We start from the raw sequence: 17,225 nt of genomic DNA, 5'->3' as shown, positions 1-17,225 counted from the left end.
CCGACCGAGACCGGCACGGGCGCACGGGTATCGCACCAATTTAGGGCGTCCCGCCCGTGTACCGGATAGATGGAGTACGTACAAGAGCGCGTGACCACGCTGCACGCGTTGACCGACCACCGGCCGGACGCCCCGACCGGCCGCGCGGCGGTCGTCGTGCCGATGACGGAGCGCGAGTACGGAACGCTCGCGGCCGATCGGGTCCTGACGGCGCTGGAGTCCGTCGACCCCGCCCGCGTCGTCGTCCCCCTCCGCGCCCCCGCCGAGCGCGTCGGGCCCTTCGCCGACTGGCTCGACGGCTTCGACGTGACCGTGGAACCCCTCTGGTGCGGCGGCCCGCGGCTCACGGAGCTGCTCGCGGCCCGCGGACTCGACGGGGACCGCGGGAAGGGCCGGGACGTGTGGCTCGGGCTCGGGCGCGCCCTAGAGGAGGAGTTCGTCGTCGTCCACGACGCCGACACGAGGACGTACTCGCCGGCGTTCGTCACCCGGCTGCTGTTCCCGCTCGCGCACGGCCACGACTTCTCGAAGGGGTACTACGCCCGTGTCGAGGACGGATCGCTGTACGGGCGGCTGTTCCGGCTGTTCTTCAGGCCGCTGGTCCGCGCGCTCGCCGACGCCACCGAGCGCCGAGAGGCCGGAGTTCTGGAGTACCTCGACGCGTTCCGCTACGCGCTCGCCGGGGAGTTCGCGGCGACGACGGACTTCGTCTCCAAGCTCCGCGTCCAGCGCGGCTGGGGGCTGGAGGTGGGGACGCTCGGCGAGGCGTTCGCGCACGCCGGCTTCGCGGGGAGCGCGCAGGTCGATCTGGGGCGGTACGAGCACGACCACCGCTCCGTCGACGGCCCGACCGGCCTCGCCGACATGAGCCGGGCGGTCGGCGAGGCCACCCTCCGCGCGGTCGAGGGCGCCGGCGTCGCGGTCGAGTACGACGCGCTCGCCGACCGCTACCGCGAGGCGGCCGACGGGCTGATCCGCGGCTACGAGACGGACGCCGCGTTCAACGGCCTCGACTACGACCGCGCGGCCGAGCGCGAGCAGGTCGAGACGTACGCCGACGCCCTCGGCGAGCCGGGGCCTGACACCCGCCTGCCGGCGTGGCGCGACGCGCCCGTCACGCCCGCCGAGGTCGCCGACGCGGCGCGGGCCGACCTCGCGGCGGTGCGGGAGGACCGTTCGGGGAGAGCGAGCCGGAAGCCCCGGGAGACCGACCGGCCGCGGCCCGCGGACCCGAGCGCGGACGTCGCGCCGGGGGAGGACTGACCGATGGGAGGCGGACCCGGCGGGACCGGAGGCGGACCCGGCGGGACCGGAGGCGGACCCGGCGGGACCGGAGGCGACGCGCCCAGCGTCGCCGCCCGCGACGACCTCGCCGGCGTCGTCGACCTGTTCGAGTGGCTCACCCGCGAGGAGCTGTCCGAGGCGCTCTCGGAGCTCGCCTTCAAACAGCGCGCCGAGGTCGACGGCGAGGCCATCGCCGCCGCCATCGACGTCGCGGTCGCGGAGTACGCGCTCGTCCCCGCGCCGCCCGCCGCGCTCTCGGAGGCGGGAGGGGACGGTGGTCGGGCGACAGAGCCCGCAGATCCCGCCGACGGGGCGGACGCCGACGCGGTCGCCCTCGCGGTCGGTCCGGCGGCGTTCCCCTCGCTGCCGGCGGACGCCGAGGACCTCCCGCACATCCTCGACGTGCCCGAGCGCGACGTGGACCGCCAGGCGCTCTCCGAGGCGGTGGTAGAGCGTCTGTCCGCGGACGCGGTGGCCGCGATCGAGGCGGGCGACGCGGAGCGGCTTGAGGTTCTCGCCGACGTGACCTACGACATCGAAGCGTGGGCGCCCGTCGACGCCGGAGACATCCGCGAACGAATCGTGGCCGAACTGGACGGGTAGCCGAGCGGAACCAAGCGGCTCGGTCGTCGCGGTCGTCGAGCCTATCAGACTTGTCGGGATGCGGGCGTTCCGTCCCCGCGACGGCGACGCGATCGAGGGGAACCATTTTTGACGGGTCGGCCGGTACTCCGCGCTATGACCGAGTACACCGTCGAGTTCGTCGGCACCGGCGAGACGATCGAGGTGGCCGACACGGAGACGGTCCTCAACTCCTGTATCGAGGAGGGGATCGCCCAGGAGTACTCCTGCCGCGTCGGGATGTGTCTCGCCTGCTCCGCGGAGATCGTCGAGGGCGAGGTGACCCAGCCGGCGGCCCGCGGGCTCACCGACGAGGAGGCCGAGGAGTACGCGCTCACCTGCATGGCGCGCCCGCAGTCCGACCTGAAGCTCGACCGCGGGAAATACCCGCCGAGCATCGAGGACGACGCGGCGACGGACGTGGGTGACACGGATGCCGACGGTGCAGCGGCCGACGACGACTGATCCGTATCGTGCGGGCGGGGCGTCGTTTTTGAGTGAACTGTGATTCGACGCGGATTGGTCGATCGCTTATAAATCGCTACTACCAGATCGGCGGTGACGACTTCCAAAGCCCCAGCCGCTCGGTACAACCCGATCAGTGACTGTGGATCGACGGTGACGACTTCCAAAGCCCCAGCCGCGACGACTCGCGTGACTCGCTGCGCTCCTCACTCAGTCGCTCGTTTCACTCGCTCCCTCGTTGCGGTGCTTGCGTCGTCAGGCTTCGTCCTCGCGCCTGCCCCTTTGAGTCCCACCCAACCGCACCGCAGCCTCATACCTCCCCAGCCTCGTCGGCCTCCCGTCGCTTCGCTCCGGTCGGCCGACTCCCTCGCACGCGCTCCTCGCGTCCTTCACAGGACGCTCGGAGGCGCGCGCCACCGCACGTCGTTTAAAAGCGATCGTCGCTCACTTCTCGAACCCGTTCTCCGCGACGATCGTCCGGACGCCGGCGTACGCGACCGCGGCGATCCCGACGTAGGCGACCACCAGCGCGGTCGTCGTCGCGTCGGCGCTGTCGATCGCGAGCCGCGCGACCGCGTTCGCGGGGCCGCCCGCCATCGCCGTAGCGCCCCCGAAGAGGACGAGCATGCCGATCGAGTAGAGGAACTGGGCGGCCCGCCGGTCGGGTGCGAGCGCGGAGATGGCGAGCGCGAGCACGACGACGAGGAGGGTGAGCGCGGTCATCAGCACGAGGATCGAGGGGACGTTGGCGACCGGCGTCCCGTTCGCGCGGAGGAGGAGGAGCCAGAGGAGCGCCTGTCCGGGGGCGATCGCGACCGCCGCCAGCGCCTTCCCGTCGACGATCTCCCCGAGCGTGACGGGCGCGACGCGCAGCAGCTCGAAGGTCCCCTCGTCGATCTCCTCGGTGATCGAATCGACCACGAGCGACCCCGAGATGAACACGGGGAGGAAGACGAGCACCGGGATCAACACGGTGTACGTGAACGTGAAGTACGGGCTGGTGCCGGTCCGCTCGGGGAGGGGAAGCGGCGACTCGCTCAGGAATTCGGCTCGGTCCGCGCGCTCCTGTCGCTCGTAGGTCCGGAGCAGGTCGCGGAGCTGGACGACGATCACGGTGGTCTCGACCGTGGCGTCCGGGGCGGTGACCACCGCCGAGATCCCGCCGTCGTCGTTCCGGTTCGCAACCACCACCGCGTCGGCGGCGTTGCTGTCGAAGGCGAGCCGCGCGGCCGCGGCGTCCTCGTAGCGCGTGACGGAGGCCCCGTCGACCTCGCTCTCGGCGCGTTCGAGGTCGCTCACGGCGTCGCCGGCGCCGGCCACCTCGACCTCCGCGCCGCCGAGCGATCCGGGGTCGTACATCGAGACGAGCCCGACCACGAGGAACGACGAGAACGCGGCGATGAACAGCTGAATCGCGATCGCGAGCAGGATCGTCTTCTCCGCGCGCAGCCCCGACAGCTCCCGGCCGGCGATCGTCAGTCGGCTGTCGCGGTTACGCATAGACGCGCACCACCCCGAAGTTGTACGCGGCGTGGATCAGCGTCGCCAGCGCCAGCGTCAGGACGTAGTACGTCCCGCTCCGGCTCGCGCCCACCGCGGCGACCGTCGTCGCGAACCCGTGAAGTACGAGGGGCGCGAAGAACAGCGCGGCCACAGCAAGCGGGGGGAGCCCCTCTACCCCCGCCACGCTCCCGAAGGCGGCGCGGCCGACGTACAGGTCCGTGAGCCCGACCGCCTGCACGACCGCGGTGGCCTTCTCCGCGAGGAAGAAGCCGACCGCGGAGGCGGCCCCGACCGCGACGGCGACCCGATCGGTCCGGGCGAACGCGCCGCGCTCGAACCCGGCGTAGAGGTGGACGCTCTTCGCGAGTTCCTCGATGAACGCGATGGTCACTAAGAGTACGGGGATCGACACCGTCACCGGCAGCGCGAACAGCAGCGCGACCGCCAACAGCTCCGCGACGAAGACGAAGGGGATCGTACAGGCCGTGAGGAACGCGACCGGCGCGAGCGCCCGGAGCCGTTCTCGCCGCGATCTGGCGGATTTCGTCCCGCCGACCTCCCCGAGCCGCACCGCCAGCGCGTCGAGGAACTTCCGGCCGACCGGCTTCTGGGTGAACATGTCCTCCTCGCGGTACACCCCGAGCCCGAGCCCGAACAGGAGCGCCGCCCCGACCGTCATCGGCCCGGTCGAGAAGAGGATATCGCCGAACCCGACCGCTTCCCCTTGCAGGTCGAAGACGACCAGCGTGAGCGGCGAGACGAGCGCCACGGGCGTCACGTTCGTGAAGATCGCCGGCACGAACGCGTACGTCGTCAGGAGGACGCTCACCCCGACCGTGACGAAGGTGAGCTCCTTGAACGACCGGGCGAACATCGCGCCGACGAAGGTGGCCGCGAGAAAGGCCAACGCCACCGGGAGCACGGCGATCACCGAGAGCGCCCCGCCGCCGACGGCGACCGCGATAAGCGTCGTGACGAGCGCCGCAATCGCGACGTACGGGAGCGTCTTCCCCGCGACGATGTCGACCGGCGCGAGCGGGGTGACGAGCAGGGGCTCCCCGCGCCGGTTCGTGCGCTCGTCGAGGACGGAGGAGCCGTACGCCTGAATGAGGAAGTTCATCGGCACGAGGAAGACGAACGCTAAGAGGAGCGAGACGAACGGGAAGGGGGGAGAGATCGACCCGGGCGACCCGACCGTGTCGGCGCCGAACGCCCCGCCGCCGACCGAGGGGACCGCGAACCCGCCGTCGTCATCGCTCGCGGCGTCCCCGTCTGTGGCGCCCCCGCCTGCGAGTCCCCCACCGCCGCCGGCTCCGGCGCTCCCGTCGCTGGAACCGCCATCGCCCCCGCTGGAACCGTCACCGCCTCCGTCGCCGTCGGCGCCGGAGCCCGTGTCGCCCCCGCCGAGCGTCGAGCCCTCGTCGAGCCCGCTCGTCCGGCCGGCGTACTGGAGGGAGACGGTGATCGGGAACGCCGCGGTCCGGTTCTCCTCGGCGGCCATCAGCCGCTCGTTGTGCGCCTCGACCGCCTCCCGGAACGAGGCCGCCGCGGCCTCCCCCTTCGGGGTGTCACTGGCGCGGACCGCGACCGTCTCGACCCGCATTCCGTCTTCGCCTCCGTCACTGCTACCTCCACCGAGGACGACGAGGTCGGCCGTCTCCCCGAGCGAGGCGCTCCCGAGCGGGACCGCCGTGAGCGACGGCTCGGCCTCGACCGCGTCCGCGTACGGTGAGTCGCCGTCGACGCCCACGCGGTACACGTCGCGGTCGACGTCGAGCCCGACGACGCCGGCCGCGAGCCCCCCGCCGAGGACGCCGCCGGCGACGAGCAGGAGCGCGAGCGCCGCGAGCAGGGTCCGACGGTCGACGCCCCCGCCCGCGCGGGCCGTCTCCCAGCGGGCGACTCGAAGAATCCGTCGGAGTCGGTCGATCACTCGGCTCCCTCCGGCGGCTCCGCCGGTCGCGTCGCGTCGTCTTCCGTCGCCTCCGGTTCCGCATCCCCACCGCCACCGGTGTACCGCCCCGGCATCGGTCGCCCGACGATGTCGAGGAACACGTCCTCCAGGCTCGGCTCTCGCGTGCGGATGTCGACGACCTCGCCGCCCGCCGCGGCGGCGGCCTCGCGGACCGCCTCGACCGCGTCCATCGTCGGCACGGTGGTGCGGAACCGGTCGCCGACCTCCTCGGTCGCGCCGTCGAGGTCGTCGAGGTTGTCGAGGTCGCCGAGGTCGTCGAAAATCTCGACCAGTGCGTCGGTCCGCGCGGGCGACACGTCGGTGAACACCCGGTAGGCCGTCTCGCCGTGTCGCTCGCGAATTCCGTCGACGCTCCCCCGGGCGACGATCCGGCCCTCGTTCATCACCGCGACGCGATCACAGACGGACTCGACGTGATAGAGGTTGTGCGCGGAGAATACGACGGTCTTCCCGGTCTCGCGCAGCTCGCGGGTGAACTCCAGCACGGAGTTCGTCGTCACCGGGTCGAGCCCGGAGGCCGGCTCGTCGTACACGAGCACGTCGGGGTCGTTGACGAGCGACCGGGCGATGGCGACCTTGCGTTTCATCCCCTTCGACATGTCGCCGAGCCGCCGCTCGCGGTGGTCCAGTTCCAGTCGGTCGAGCGCGGCCTCGATCCGCTCGTCGGCGGCCTCGCGCGGCACGTCGTACAGGTCGGCGAAGAAGCGCAGGTACGACAGCGGCGTCATCTCCTCGTAGAGGGGCGACTCCTCGGGGAGAAACCCCAACTGCCGGCGCATCTCGGGGTCGTCGGAGGCGAAGCCGGCGACCTCGACCTCGCCTGCGGTGGGGTCGACGAGCCCGGCGAGCACCTTCAGCGTCGTCGTCTTCCCGGCGCCGTTCGGGCCGACGATCCCGAACACCTCGCCCTCTTCGACGGAGAAGGTGCTGTCGACGACGGCGGCGAACTCCCCGTACGTCTTCCGCAGCCCCTCCACTTCGATCATGCGCTCGGGTCCGCCGTCGGGCGGGTTAAAGCCACGCCCGCGGCTATCACCCGCGAGAACGACGCGGGCGCGACCGCCCGACGGACACACCCCGCCGGTAGCCTTACCCCGCGGCTTCGAGAACGCTCTCCGCATGAGCGATCGACGGGGGGTCACGGAGGGCCGCGACGACGCGCCGGACGGTGCCGGCGGCGCCGCCGCGTCAGATCACCCGGAGGAGGTAGAGGACGCCGCCTCGGGAGGTCCGAACGAGGCCTCCGACTGGTACGCGGGCCGCGAAAACGGACGAAAAACGGCGGTTCGGCCGAGTTTACTCCTCTTCTTCCGCTTCCTCGACGGGGCCTCGTCCTCGTTCCCACACGCCTTTCGCCGAGGTGTCGTTCGGTGCCGTGTGCGAGACGTCTTTCATGGTGTCGCGATCGTTTGCCATCTTGAAGCGGGATAGCGAGGATCTCCGTATTAACCCTTCGTGGAAAGGGATAATGAGTCTTGATACCATATAAGGTATTAATATCACACGAGCCCCCGCTGAGCGGTGCGGTTCCCAGTTGCGCCAACCTCCAGTAATAATTATGTGGAATGGGGCCGGCGTTCCAGATATGGGATACGTTGTTCGAATGCCGAAACTCGGCTTAGAGATGGAGGAGGGGGTACTGCTCGACTGGGCGGTCGAGGAAGGCGACTCCGTCGACGTCGACGACGTCGTCGCGGAGATCGAATCCGAGAAGACGAGCGCGGAGGTGGAATCCCGCGAGGGCGGCGTCCTCCGGCGCACCTTCCTCGACGAGGGAGACGCGGTGGCCCCGGGAACTCCGATGGGAATCATCGCCGACCCCGACGCGGACATCTCCGATCTCGTCGCCGAGGCCGAAGCCGACCTCGACGACGCGGCACCGACATCCGATTCCAGCGAAGAGGACGCCGCTGCGGCGCGATCTGCGGAGTCGAGCACGGAGAGTGACACGGCGGCCGCGAGCGCCGGGTCCGCGGGCGGCAAAGCGACGCCCCGAGCGCGAAAGCGCGCGGAGGAACTCGGCGTCGACCTCGGCACCGTCGAGGGGAGCGGGCCCGAGGGTGCGATCACGGCCGACGACGTCGAGGCCGCGGAGAGCGGTCCCGAGGAGGTGAAAGCGAGCCCGCGGGCGAAACAGCGGGCTGAGGAGTTCGGCGTCGACCTCGCCGGCGTGAGCGGGAGCGGTCCCGGCGGCGCCGTCACCGCGGACGACGTCGAGGCGGCGGCGGAATCGGCGAGCGAACCGACGGCCGACGCCGGCGGCGGAGCGACGAGAACGCTCGCCGAGGAGCGGGCGTTCGGCGGGATGCGGCGGTCCATCGCCAACCGGCTCGGAGAGAGCTATCGCAACGCCGTCCACGTCACGGAACACCGCGAGCCCGACGCCGCCGCCCTCCGCGCGGCGGCCGACGCCGCCGACGAGGCCCTCGAAGCGGACGTCTCCATGCCGGACGTGTTGCTCGTCGCGCTGTCGGCGGCGCTCGACGACCACCCCGCGTTCAACGCGACGTTCGAGGAGGAGACGCACCGGCTCTACGAGGAGCACAACGTCTGCGTGGCCGTCGACATCGACGAGGGGCTTGTCACGCCGGTGGTCCCGGACGTCGGTGCGAAGTCGCTGTCCGAGATCGCCGAGACGCGCCGCGAGATCACGCGGCGGACCCTCGACGGCGACTACACGATGGACGACCTCCGCGGCGGGACGTTCACGGTCACGAACCTCGGCGTGCTCGGCGTCGAGTCGTTCGATCCCATCATCAATCCGCCGCAGATCGCCATCCTCGGGGTGAACGCCGTCAGCGAACGCGTCACCATGGCGGACGGCACCCCCGAGTCGCGCCGCGTGCTCCCGCTGGATCTCTCCTTCGACCACCGCGTGGTCGACGGGGCGGACGCCGCGCGGTTCCTCCGGTCGCTCGTCGGCCACATCGAGGACCCGTGGCCGCTGCTCCCCGAGGCGGTGACCCCGACGGACGACGCGACCGACCGCCCGCCGCGCCTCGCGACGGCCACGACCAGCGAGGGAATGGCGGGGACGGTGCGCGCCCCCGACCTCGACCACGGGTACGGCGCGAACGACGGCGCCCCGTCGCCGGTGGATTTGTTCCTCTCGTCGCTGTCCGCGTGCCTGTCGCTGTCCGTCCGCTATCAGGCCGACATCCGGGACGTCGACGTGGGCTCGATCGAGGTGACCGCGGACGGGGAACCGGCCACGGGGTCGGTGGAGCGCATCGACGTGACCGTCGCGATCGACGCGCCGGAGGCGGCGGACGAGACGCTCGACCGCGTCGTCGAACTCGGCGAGCGGAGCTGTCACGTGGCGGAGCTCCTGCGCGAGGACCTCCCGATGGAACTTACGTGGGAGCGCGCCTGACGGTCGGGAGCGCCCCGGGACGACTACTCGCCGATCGTCGGCGCGCGCTCGAAGACCGCGTCGAAGTCCACGATCCGCGGACCGTCGGCGACCGGCCGGACCGAAACGGCGGCGTCTTGGACCGCGAGTTCGCGCTCGCCGTCCGCGCTGACGACCGCCTCGTCGACCGCGAAGGTCCACTCTCCCTCGGGACCGAGACGCTCCCAGTCGGCGACGCCGACCTCCTCGACGACGCCCGGCGTCGTGATCGCCGACACGGTCCGGTCGGCGTCCGGGTCCAGATCGAGCGCGACCCCTCGGGACGCGATCGGGGCCAGCTGCGTGCACGCGCCGGCGATCCCCGAGAGACCGATGTCGCCGCGGCTCGCTCGGGAGACGATCCCGCCGAGGAAGTCGTCCGGGTCCAAGATCGCGCGGGTCCCCACGAACGAGCGGTCGACGAGGCCGACCGTCGCCAGCCCGCGCACCGAGCGCCCGTCGTCGACCTCGGCCGCCACCGTCGCGTGGCGCGTCGCGACGGCGTCGGCGGACACAGCTCCGGTGGCGACGAACGCCGCCGCGGCGCCCGCGACCGTCCCGTCGACCATCGTGGGCACGACGTTGTTCGTCCCCGTCGACACGGCGAGCACGGGAACGTCGCCGATCTCGACGGCGAGGTCCCGAGCGGTGCCGTCGCCGCCGAACGCCACCACGGCGTCGGCCGCCTCGCGGAACGCGGCCGCCGCGCGACGGGTGTCGGAACCGGTCCCCTCGACCTCGATGTCGAGCACGCCGACGCCCGGCCGGTCGGTCTCCTCGACGGCGCGCTGACCGATGCGGCTCGAATCGGGCGCGAAGAGCGCGTCCACGGGCTCGTCGACGGCGTCGAGTCCGGCGATCACGCACTCGGCCGCGCGGCGCTTCCCGTAGGTGTCGCTGACGCTCGCGCTCCCGGTCAGCCGGCGGACGTCCCTGCCGGCCGCCGGGTTCACGACGACGCCGACGGTTGGCGTCGGCACCGCTCAGACCACCTGATGAATGGCGCTTCTGACGTCGTCGCCGTCGGGGACGACCTCGTCCTCGAGCGGCGTGCTGAACGGGATGTGGGTGTCGGGCACGCCGACCCGCTGGAGCGGGGCGTCGAGGCTGAAGAACTCGTCTTCGACCATCCGCGAGACGACCTCCGCGTGGACGCCGTACGAGACCGGGCTCTCGTCGGCGATCACCATCCGCCCCGTTTTCTGGATACTGTCAGCGAGCGTCTCCGTATCCAGCGGATACAGCGACCGCAGGTCGATGACCTCGACGTCGACCTCGCCCGCGAGGTCGTCGGCGACGGAAAGCGACTCGCCGACGAGCCGCTGTGTCGCGACGACCGTGACGTCGCTCCCCTCGCGTTCGACTGCCGCCTCTCCGATCGGGGCCGTGTAGCTCGGATCGGTCGGGACCTCGCCGTCCTGCTCGTACATCAGCTTGTTCTCGAAGAAGAACACCGGGTCGTTCGAGCGGATGGCGGACTTCAACAGCCCCTTGGCCGCTTTCGGCGTGCCGGGCGTGACCGCCTTCACCCCCGGGAAGTGGGCGAACCACGTGTGCGGCGTGCCGGAGTGTTGGCTGGCGGCGCCCATGCCGCCGCCTTCGGTCGTCCGGACGGTGATCGGCATCTCGGCTTTCCCGCCGAACATGTACCGCATCTTCGCCATCTGATTCATGATCTGTTCGCCCGCCACGCCGAGGAAGTCCGAGAACATCACCTCGACAACTGGACGGGTGCCGCTGGCGGCGGCCCCGACGCCGGCCCCGACGAACCCGGCTTCGCTGATCGGGGTGTCGCGGACGCGCTCGCCGCCGTACTCCTCGTAGAGCCCGTCGGTGACCTCGAAGACGCCGCCGTAGTTGCCGACGTCTTCGCCCATGACGAACACGTCCTCGTCGCGGTCCAGCTCCTCGCGAAGCGCGGCGCGGATCGCCTCGCGGACGGTCATCGACTCTGTGCTGTCGACTGACGCGGTGTCGGGTTGCGTGCTCATTGGGGATCACCTCCGCGACCGTCGGCGTGGAGCGCGCTCGCAAAGCGTTCGATCTCCGGGACGGGCTCGCCGAACATGTCGTCGTACGCCTCCTCGGGGGTCGGCTCGTCGGCCTCCTGAGCGAACGCGACGGCCTCCTCGATCTCGGCTTCGACCTCCGCGCGGAGGTCGTCGAGTTCCGATTCGGTGAGTTCGCCCCGGTCGATCAGCCGGTCGGCGAACGTGTCGATGGGGTCGCGCTGCTGCCACCGCTCGACATCCTCCTCGTCGCGGTAGGGCTCGGGGTCTCCCTCGAAGTGGCCGCGATACCGGTACGTCTCCACCTCGATGAACGTCGGGCCGTCGCCGGCGAGGGCGCGCTCGCGGGCCTCCTCAACGGCTTCGTTGACGGCGGTGACGTCCATTCCGTCGACGGTGAAGCCGGGGATGTTGTACGACTCGGCGGTCTCGCTGAGCTTCTCGACGTTGTGCTGTTCCTCGACCGGCGTCCCCTCGCCGAAGTGGTTGTTCTCGACGAGGAACACCGCCGGGAGGTCCCACGTCGCGGCAAGGTTGATCGCCTCGTGGATCTGTCCCTGCGCGACGGCACCGTCGCCGAGGAACGCGAGCGCGACGCGGTCCTCGTCGTGGTACTGGCAGGTCAGCGCGGCGCCGGCCGCCAGCGGCGGGCCCGCGCCGACGATCCCGTTCGCGCCGAGCATGTTGGCGTCGACGTCGGCGATGTGCATCGATCCGCCCTTTCCGTTGCAGTACCCCTCGCGCTTTCCGAGCAGCTCGGCCATCATCCGTCGCGGATCGAGCCCCTTCGCGATGCAGTGCCCGTGGCCGCGGTGCGTGCTCGTGATGAAGTCGTCCCCGTCGAGGGCGGCACACGCCCCGACGGCGACGGCCTCCTCACCGATGTAGAGGTGTACGAACCCCGGGATGTCGCCGTCGGCGAACAGGTCGCCCGCCGTGCTGTCAAACTCGCGGATCAGCAACATCCGACGGAGCGCTTCCTCCCGTCCGCCCGAATTCTTCATTGATATTGATGTCATACAACCCAGAGATAGTTACTAACTCCAAATAAATTTTTTGTCAACTATCGGTCTCCAACAGAGGAAGCGTGAGCCGCACTCCGGCGGGTATCTGATGGCGATCGACGTGTCCGGGTGCCGCGCTCGTCGCCGGGGGGTCCGGATCGGTCAGCCGAGGGATCGGGTCCGTCGGACGAGAGTCGGACTAGCTCTCGTACCCTTCCTCGAACGGGTCGATGACCCCGCTGCCGGGCTCCTCCTCGTCGCGAGTGAACCCCGGACCCGCCGTCGCCAGCTCGAAGACGAGCCCGTCGGGGTCGCTGAAGTAGATGCTCTTGAAGTAGGTGCGGTCTTTCACCTCGGAGACGCGCACGTCCTGTTCGCGGAGGTGGTCTTGCCACTCGCGGAGCGTTTCCTCGTCCTCGACGCCGAACGCGAAGTGGTGGCTCGCGCCCGGTCCGGGCGCGCCCTGCGAGTTCGGGTATTCGAAGTAGGTGACGTTGGTCCCCGGCTCGCCCTCCGGCGTCGACGAGAAGTAGTAGTGGGGCGTCCCCGGGTCGTCGTAGTTCTGCGTCCGCTTGACCGTGTGCCAGCCGAGCGCGTCCTCGTAGAACGCGACGGTCTCGTCCATGTCGGTACAGATGTTCGTCACGTGGTGGAGTCCGGTGGTCGGTGGGGCGTCAGTCATATCTGTGTGACCGGTCGTCGGGAGAACAGTTAGTGGTGAGGGTGGTTCGAGGACGCGGGTCGGAACTCGTCGGCTCGCCGGCTCAGAACAGCCCGAGATTCACCGCGTACGGCCACGCGGTGCCGCCGACGGCCAGCAGCGCGAGCGCGGCGCCGACGCCGTAGAGGTTCTTGAGGAAGCTCGTCATCTCGTTCTGCTTCTCCTCGGGGTCGTCGATCGACCAGAAGTCGTGCATCGTCACGGCGGAGGCGAGCAGGAACGCCGCGAGCCCGCCGGCCGCGAGGACCGGGAACGCGCCGGCCGCGACGCCGAGGCCGCCGAGCACCAGGACGAGCCCGGAGGCGATCACGGAGAAGCGCGGCGCCGGGAGGCCCTTGAACTCGGCGTAGCCGGCCATCGTGTCGACGTCCATGAAGTGGTTCAGGCCCATGAACGCGAGCGTGACGCCGAACAGGAGGCGACCGAGCAGGAACAGTTCGCCCGCGAAGGGGGAGTCGAATTGAAGCGGTATCGTCGCGATCTCAGCTAACATCGTGTAACTACGTATACGGACGTAACCTATTTATCGCTTCCCGGACAATAGGGTAAGCAGGTAACCCCGATGTCATCGCAGGAACTCGCCGGCTCAGAACCGGCGGACACGACCGACGCAGAGGCCGACGCAGACACGTCTGCTGTCTTGGAGACGCCGTGTCCGGTCGTCGACTCGCTCGAACAGATCGGCTCGCGCTGGCGGCTCGTCGTCCTCCACGAGCTGTTGAACGGCGAGTCGCGGTTCAACGAGCTGAAGCGCGAGACCGACGCGAACGCCCGGACCCTCTCGCGGGTGCTCGACGACCTCCAGGAGACCGGCTTCGTCGACCGCCGGCTGGAGGAGGACTCGCCCGTGGCGACCTACTACAGCCTCACCGCCAAGGGCGAGTCGCTGGCGCCCGTCTTCGAGGAGATCGACGAGTGGGCCCACGAGTGGCTCGCCGAGTGCAGCGGGTAGGGACCCCGTCGGAGGCGGTGCGTGCTACGCGCCGACCACCTACCACCGAACTTCGAACCCGTCGAGTCCCTCCGGCTCCTCGTAGGTCGCGTCGACCGCGTCGACCTCGGCCGCCTTACTCCCCGTCTCGCACCACGCGACCATCTCCTCGACGGCCGCCTCCGGCCCCTCGAAGACGGCCTCGACGCGCCCGTCGTCGAGGTTTCGTACCCAGCCGTCGACGCCCGTCTCCCGGGCGGTGTCGCGGGTCGTCGCCCGGTAGTAGACGCCCTGCACGCGGCCCGAGACGTACACATGTGCTCGCGTTCGGTCGGTCATCGGTGGTGGCTGCGTCCGCCGCCCTGTTAAGCGTCGCGGGGAGCGGTGCGAACCCCGACGCCACTCGCGACCCGCAACCGACGGCTTCTAACGAACGCCGGCCGACACCGGAGGTATGGACCTGTTCGGAACCGCGGGGATTCGCGGCAGCGCCGAGACGCGAGTGACGCCCGAACTCGCGCTGGCCGTCGGCCGCGCGGTCGCGTCCGAGGTGCGATCGGCCGGAGAGGAGGGAGGGACCGCCGAAGTCGTCCTCGCCCGCGACGGGCGGGTGACCGGCCCGGCGATCGCGGCTGCGATGGAGTCGGGGCTCGCGTCCGGGGGCGTGCGAGTGCTTCGCGCCGGACCGCTCCCGACCCCGGCGCTCGCGCACGCCTCGCAGGGGCGGTACGGCGTGATGCTCACCGCCTCGCACAACCCGCCGGCCGACAACGGTATCAAGCTGTTCCGGGACGGAAGCGAGTTCGACCGCGAGGCGGAGCGCGCCGTCGAGGAGCGCGTCGCGGGCGAGGCGCCGCCGACGGCGTGGGACGAATGGACCGAGACGGAGCGCGTCGACACCCTCGACGGCTACCTCGACGCGGTCCGCGCGTACGCGGCGGGGTTCGGCGACGATCTCGACGGCCTCCGGGTCGCGGTCGACTGCGGGAACGGGATGTCCGCGCCCGCGACGCCGACCGTCCTGCGGGAGCTGGGCGCCGAGGTCGTTACGCTCAACGGGAACGTCGACGGCCACTTCCCCGGCCGCGGGAGCAAGCCGACGCCCGAGACGCTGCGGGACCTCCGAGCGTTCGTCGCCGACGCCAACGAGGGCGTGGCCGCTCCCGGCCGCCCGAGCGCGGGCGACCAAGGCGACGATGGCGACGACGCCGAGGGGTTCGCCTTCGGGATCGGTCACGACGGCGACTCCGACCGCATCGTGATCGTCGACGCCGACGGCGACGTGGTCCACGAGGACACCGTCCTCGCGCTGCTCGCGGAGCGGTACACCCGCGAGAGCGACGCCGCGGACCCGGTGGTCGTGACGACCCCGAACGCCTCGGGTCGGATCGACGAACGCGTCCGCGAGGCCGGCGGCCGGGTCGAGCGCATCCGCCTCGGCGCGCTCCACGAGGGGATCGCGGCGGTGCGGGCGGACGCCGCAGCCGCGGCGGAAGACGACACCCGCGTCGTCTTCGCCGCCGAGCCGTGGAAGCACATCCACGTCGGCTTCGGCGAGTGGATCGACGGGGTGGCCTCGGCGGCCGTGATCGCCCGGCTCGTCGTCGAGTCGGGGCTCGACGCGCTCCGCGAGCCGATCACGGAGCGCCCGTACCGCAAGGTCAGCGTCGACTGCCCGGACGCGGCCAAGCCCGGCGTGATGGAGCGGCTGGAGACGACCCTGCCCGACGCCTTCCCGGACGCGACGGTCGACACCGACCACGGGGTCCGGCTGGAGTTCCCCGACGCCTCGTGGACGCTCGTGCGTCCCTCGGGCACGGAGCCGTACGTGCGGGTGTACGCCGAGAGCGACGACGTCGACGAACTGATCGCGGACGTCGAGGCCGTCGTCGAGGACGCGGTGGCCGCGGTCGGCGACGACGAGTAAGCGCTCGCTCTACCGTCGACGAGACGGGAAGGGGCCGAACCATCCCGATCGATCCTGATACATCACGAACATGGGTACGATCTCCGGTCGATCGCGGCGGATAGGCGACGATGTTTCCGCGGTATCGCGCGAACGTGCAACACCGGGGCGGGGAGAGCGACGAATTTATGCCGCGTACCCGCCGTTATAGGTGACATGGCATCCGACTTCGATCGGCGGCGGTTCCTCAAGGCGGCAAGTGCAGCGGGCCTCGTCGGGCTCGCCGGCTGTAGCGGCGGACCAAGTGGCGACGGGTCGGACGGCTCCGACGGCTCAGATGGTGAGGACGGTTCCGACGGCTCGGATGGTGAGGACGGTTCCGACGGCTCGGACGGAGACGACGGTTCCGACGGGTCTGACGGGTCCGACGGGTCTGACGGCTCCGACGTGCCCGCGACGGTCGGCATCGTCTACTCCGACGGCGGCCTCGGCGACAACTCGTTCAACGACGCGGCCAAGCAGGGAATCCTCGATGCCGAAGAGGAGTTCGGCATCGAGTACGCCGAGTCGGAGCCGGACGGCACCGGCGAGTTCGGGCAGTACCAGCAGCGGTACGCGAGTTCGACGGACCCGGACTACGACTTGGTCTCCTGTATCGGGTTCAACCAGGGCGACGCGCTCACCGAGACCGCGCCGCAGTTCCCTGACCAGGACTTCATGGTCGTCGACACCACGGTCGACGAGTCGAACGTCGCGAGCTACCTGTTCCGCGAGCACGAGGGCTCGTTCCTGATGGGCGTGCTCGCCGCGAATCTGACCGAGACCGACTTCTCCGCGGGCGCGGGCTCGACCGCACCCGACTCGACGAACGTCGGGTTCGTCGGCGGCGTCGACAGCCCGGTCATCCGCCGGTTCCAGGCGGGCTTCGAGGCCGGCGTCGACTACGCATCCGACGACGTCGACGTCACCACGAGCTACGTCGGCAGCTACGCCGACCCCTCGGGCGGACAGGAGCAGGCGCTGTCGATGTACCAGAGCGGCGCGGACATCGTCTACCACGCCGCGGGCGCGACGGGCGTCGGCGTGTTCCAGGCCGCACAGGAGGAGGGCCGGTTCGCGTTCGGCGTCGACCAGGACCAGTCGGTCTCCGAGGAGTCGTTCGCGGACGTGATTCTGGCGTCGATGGTGAAACGCGTCGACACCGCGGTGTACGAGTCGATCTCGAACGTCATCGACGACAACCACCAGGGCGGCGAGACGGTCGCGCTCGGGCTGGAGTCCAACGGCGTCGAGTGCGTCTACGGCCAGGAGATCGGCGGCGAGGTGCCCGACGACATCAAGACCGCCGTCTCGGACGCGCGCGACGAGATCATCGCCGGGAACATCGACGTGCCGGAGACCACGAGCAACTAAGC

The 17,225-nt window shown here is 70.6% G+C and carries 16 protein-coding genes; 7 read left to right on the top strand and 9 right to left on the bottom strand.

Translation table 11 applies throughout. From position 1 onward, the window contains the following. Positions 1–69: 69 nt before the first annotated feature. The 3 genes from ESO89_RS08750 to ESO89_RS08740 all read left to right on the top strand — a co-directional run bounded on the left by ESO89_RS08750 (position 70) and on the right by ESO89_RS08740 (position 2,370). Positions 70–1,263, top strand: a complete 1,194-nt coding sequence (locus ESO89_RS08750; protein WP_128905152.1) for a glycosyltransferase family protein — start codon at positions 70–72, stop codon at positions 1,261–1,263. Positions 1,264–1,266: 3 nt separating this feature from the next. Next, on the top strand, positions 1,267–1,887 hold the full coding sequence (locus ESO89_RS08745) for a DUF7109 family protein (protein ID WP_241686171.1): 621 nt from the start codon (positions 1,267–1,269) through the stop codon (positions 1,885–1,887). A gap of 135 nt (positions 1,888–2,022) precedes the next feature. Then, positions 2,023–2,370 (top strand): 2Fe-2S iron-sulfur cluster-binding protein, encoded by a 348-nt coding sequence (locus ESO89_RS08740; RefSeq protein ID WP_128905151.1) that lies wholly within the window; start codon positions 2,023–2,025, stop codon positions 2,368–2,370. A 444-nt stretch (positions 2,371–2,814) separates the two neighbouring features. Here ESO89_RS08740 and ESO89_RS08735 read toward each other — a convergent pair whose 3' ends face one another. From ESO89_RS08735 to ESO89_RS08725, 3 genes are read right to left on the bottom strand one after another with little or no spacing between them, the layout of a single operon-like run. Beyond that, a complete protein-coding gene (locus ESO89_RS08735; protein ID WP_128905150.1) occupies positions 2,815–3,870 on the bottom strand; it encodes an ABC transporter permease in 1,056 nt (351 codons plus the stop codon). Beyond that, positions 3,863–5,806: an ABC transporter permease family protein gene (locus ESO89_RS08730; protein WP_128905149.1), complete on the bottom strand. Its 1,944-nt coding sequence runs from the start codon at positions 5,804–5,806 to the stop codon at positions 3,863–3,865. Before ESO89_RS08730 ends, ESO89_RS08735 begins: the two co-directional genes overlap by 8 nt. After that, complete coding sequence (locus ESO89_RS08725) at positions 5,803–6,834, bottom strand: ABC transporter ATP-binding protein (protein ID WP_128905148.1); 1,032 nt, start codon at positions 6,832–6,834, stop codon at positions 5,803–5,805. Before ESO89_RS08725 ends, ESO89_RS08730 begins: the two co-directional genes overlap by 4 nt. Before the next feature lie 599 nt (positions 6,835–7,433). Here ESO89_RS08725 and ESO89_RS08715 point away from each other — a divergent pair. Then, on the top strand, positions 7,434–9,221 hold the full coding sequence (locus tag ESO89_RS08715; protein ID WP_128905146.1) for a 2-oxo acid dehydrogenase subunit E2: 1,788 nt from the start codon (positions 7,434–7,436) through the stop codon (positions 9,219–9,221). Between the two features lie 23 nt (positions 9,222–9,244). Here ESO89_RS08715 and ESO89_RS08710 read toward each other — a convergent pair whose 3' ends face one another. The 5 genes from ESO89_RS08710 to ESO89_RS08690 form a co-directional block, all read right to left on the bottom strand. After that, positions 9,245–10,219 (bottom strand): NAD(+)/NADH kinase, encoded by a 975-nt coding sequence (locus ESO89_RS08710; RefSeq protein ID WP_128905145.1) that lies wholly within the window; start codon positions 10,217–10,219, stop codon positions 9,245–9,247. 3 nt (positions 10,220–10,222) lie between these two features. Beyond that, entirely contained in the window at positions 10,223–11,230 is a 1,008-nt protein-coding gene (locus ESO89_RS08705; RefSeq protein ID WP_128905144.1) for an alpha-ketoacid dehydrogenase subunit beta, read from the bottom strand. Then, on the bottom strand, positions 11,227–12,267 hold the full coding sequence (locus ESO89_RS08700) for a thiamine pyrophosphate-dependent dehydrogenase E1 component subunit alpha (protein WP_128905143.1): 1,041 nt from the start codon (positions 12,265–12,267) through the stop codon (positions 11,227–11,229). Before ESO89_RS08700 ends, ESO89_RS08705 begins: the two co-directional genes overlap by 4 nt. 184 nt (positions 12,268–12,451) lie before the next feature. Next, positions 12,452–12,934: a VOC family protein gene (locus ESO89_RS08695; protein ID WP_128905142.1), complete on the bottom strand. Its 483-nt coding sequence runs from the start codon at positions 12,932–12,934 to the stop codon at positions 12,452–12,454. An 82-nt stretch (positions 12,935–13,016) separates the two neighbouring features. Next, positions 13,017–13,466 (bottom strand): DoxX family membrane protein, encoded by a 450-nt coding sequence (locus ESO89_RS08690; protein ID WP_128905141.1) that lies wholly within the window; start codon positions 13,464–13,466, stop codon positions 13,017–13,019. 69 nt (positions 13,467–13,535) lie between these two features. Between ESO89_RS08690 and ESO89_RS08685 the strand changes: the two genes are divergently transcribed. Further along, positions 13,536–13,925, top strand: a complete 390-nt coding sequence (locus ESO89_RS08685; protein WP_128905140.1) for a winged helix-turn-helix transcriptional regulator — start codon at positions 13,536–13,538, stop codon at positions 13,923–13,925. A gap of 39 nt (positions 13,926–13,964) precedes the next feature. Here the strand turns inward: ESO89_RS08685 and ESO89_RS08680 are convergent, their stop codons facing one another. Next, a complete protein-coding gene (locus ESO89_RS08680; protein ID WP_128905139.1) occupies positions 13,965–14,243 on the bottom strand; it encodes an acylphosphatase in 279 nt (92 codons plus the stop codon). Between the two features lie 115 nt (positions 14,244–14,358). Between ESO89_RS08680 and ESO89_RS08675 the strand changes: the two genes are divergently transcribed. Both ESO89_RS08675 and ESO89_RS08670 read left to right on the top strand, forming a co-directional pair. Continuing rightward, the gene (locus tag ESO89_RS08675; protein WP_128905138.1) at positions 14,359–15,831 is read left to right on the top strand and encodes a phosphohexomutase domain-containing protein; all 1,473 of its coding nucleotides are present in this window, start codon (positions 14,359–14,361) and stop codon (positions 15,829–15,831) included. A 195-nt stretch (positions 15,832–16,026) separates the two neighbouring features. Continuing rightward, positions 16,027–17,223: a BMP family lipoprotein gene (locus ESO89_RS08670; protein ID WP_128905137.1), complete on the top strand. Its 1,197-nt coding sequence runs from the start codon at positions 16,027–16,029 to the stop codon at positions 17,221–17,223. Positions 17,224–17,225 lie beyond the last annotated feature (2 nt).

Source organism: Halorubrum amylolyticum, from assembly GCF_004114995.1.
In the GTDB taxonomy this organism is placed as follows: Archaea; Halobacteriota; Halobacteria; order Halobacteriales; family Haloferacaceae; genus Halorubrum; species Halorubrum amylolyticum.
This window is presented reverse-complemented; position numbering and strand designations above follow the sequence as displayed.

Excerpts from the sequence above, each read along its gene's own strand:
- ESO89_RS08750 (WP_128905152.1), top strand. The coding sequence starts at position 70 with ATGGAGTACGTACAAGAGCGCGTGACCACGCTGCACGCGTTGACCGAC.
- ESO89_RS08745 (WP_241686171.1), top strand. The coding sequence starts at position 1,267 with ATGGGAGGCGGACCCGGCGGGACCGGAGGCGGACCCGGCGGGACCGGA.
- ESO89_RS08740 (WP_128905151.1), top strand. The coding sequence starts at position 2,023 with ATGACCGAGTACACCGTCGAGTTCGTCGGCACCGGCGAGACGATCGAG.
- ESO89_RS08735 (WP_128905150.1), bottom strand. The coding sequence starts at position 3,870 with ATGCGTAACCGCGACAGCCGACTGACGATCGCCGGCCGGGAGCTGTCG.
- ESO89_RS08725 (WP_128905148.1), bottom strand. The coding sequence starts at position 6,834 with ATGATCGAAGTGGAGGGGCTGCGGAAGACGTACGGGGAGTTCGCCGCC.
- ESO89_RS08715 (WP_128905146.1), top strand. The coding sequence starts at position 7,434 with ATGGGATACGTTGTTCGAATGCCGAAACTCGGCTTAGAGATGGAGGAG.
- ESO89_RS08705 (WP_128905144.1), bottom strand. The coding sequence starts at position 11,230 with ATGAGCACGCAACCCGACACCGCGTCAGTCGACAGCACAGAGTCGATG.
- ESO89_RS08700 (WP_128905143.1), bottom strand. The coding sequence starts at position 12,267 with ATGACATCAATATCAATGAAGAATTCGGGCGGACGGGAGGAAGCGCTC.
- ESO89_RS08695 (WP_128905142.1), bottom strand. The coding sequence starts at position 12,934 with ATGACTGACGCCCCACCGACCACCGGACTCCACCACGTGACGAACATC.
- ESO89_RS08690 (WP_128905141.1), bottom strand. The coding sequence starts at position 13,466 with ATGTTAGCTGAGATCGCGACGATACCGCTTCAATTCGACTCCCCCTTC.
- ESO89_RS08685 (WP_128905140.1), top strand. The coding sequence starts at position 13,536 with ATGTCATCGCAGGAACTCGCCGGCTCAGAACCGGCGGACACGACCGAC.
- ESO89_RS08680 (WP_128905139.1), bottom strand. The coding sequence starts at position 14,243 with ATGACCGACCGAACGCGAGCACATGTGTACGTCTCGGGCCGCGTGCAG.
- ESO89_RS08675 (WP_128905138.1), top strand. The coding sequence starts at position 14,359 with ATGGACCTGTTCGGAACCGCGGGGATTCGCGGCAGCGCCGAGACGCGA.
- ESO89_RS08670 (WP_128905137.1), top strand. The coding sequence starts at position 16,027 with ATGGCATCCGACTTCGATCGGCGGCGGTTCCTCAAGGCGGCAAGTGCA.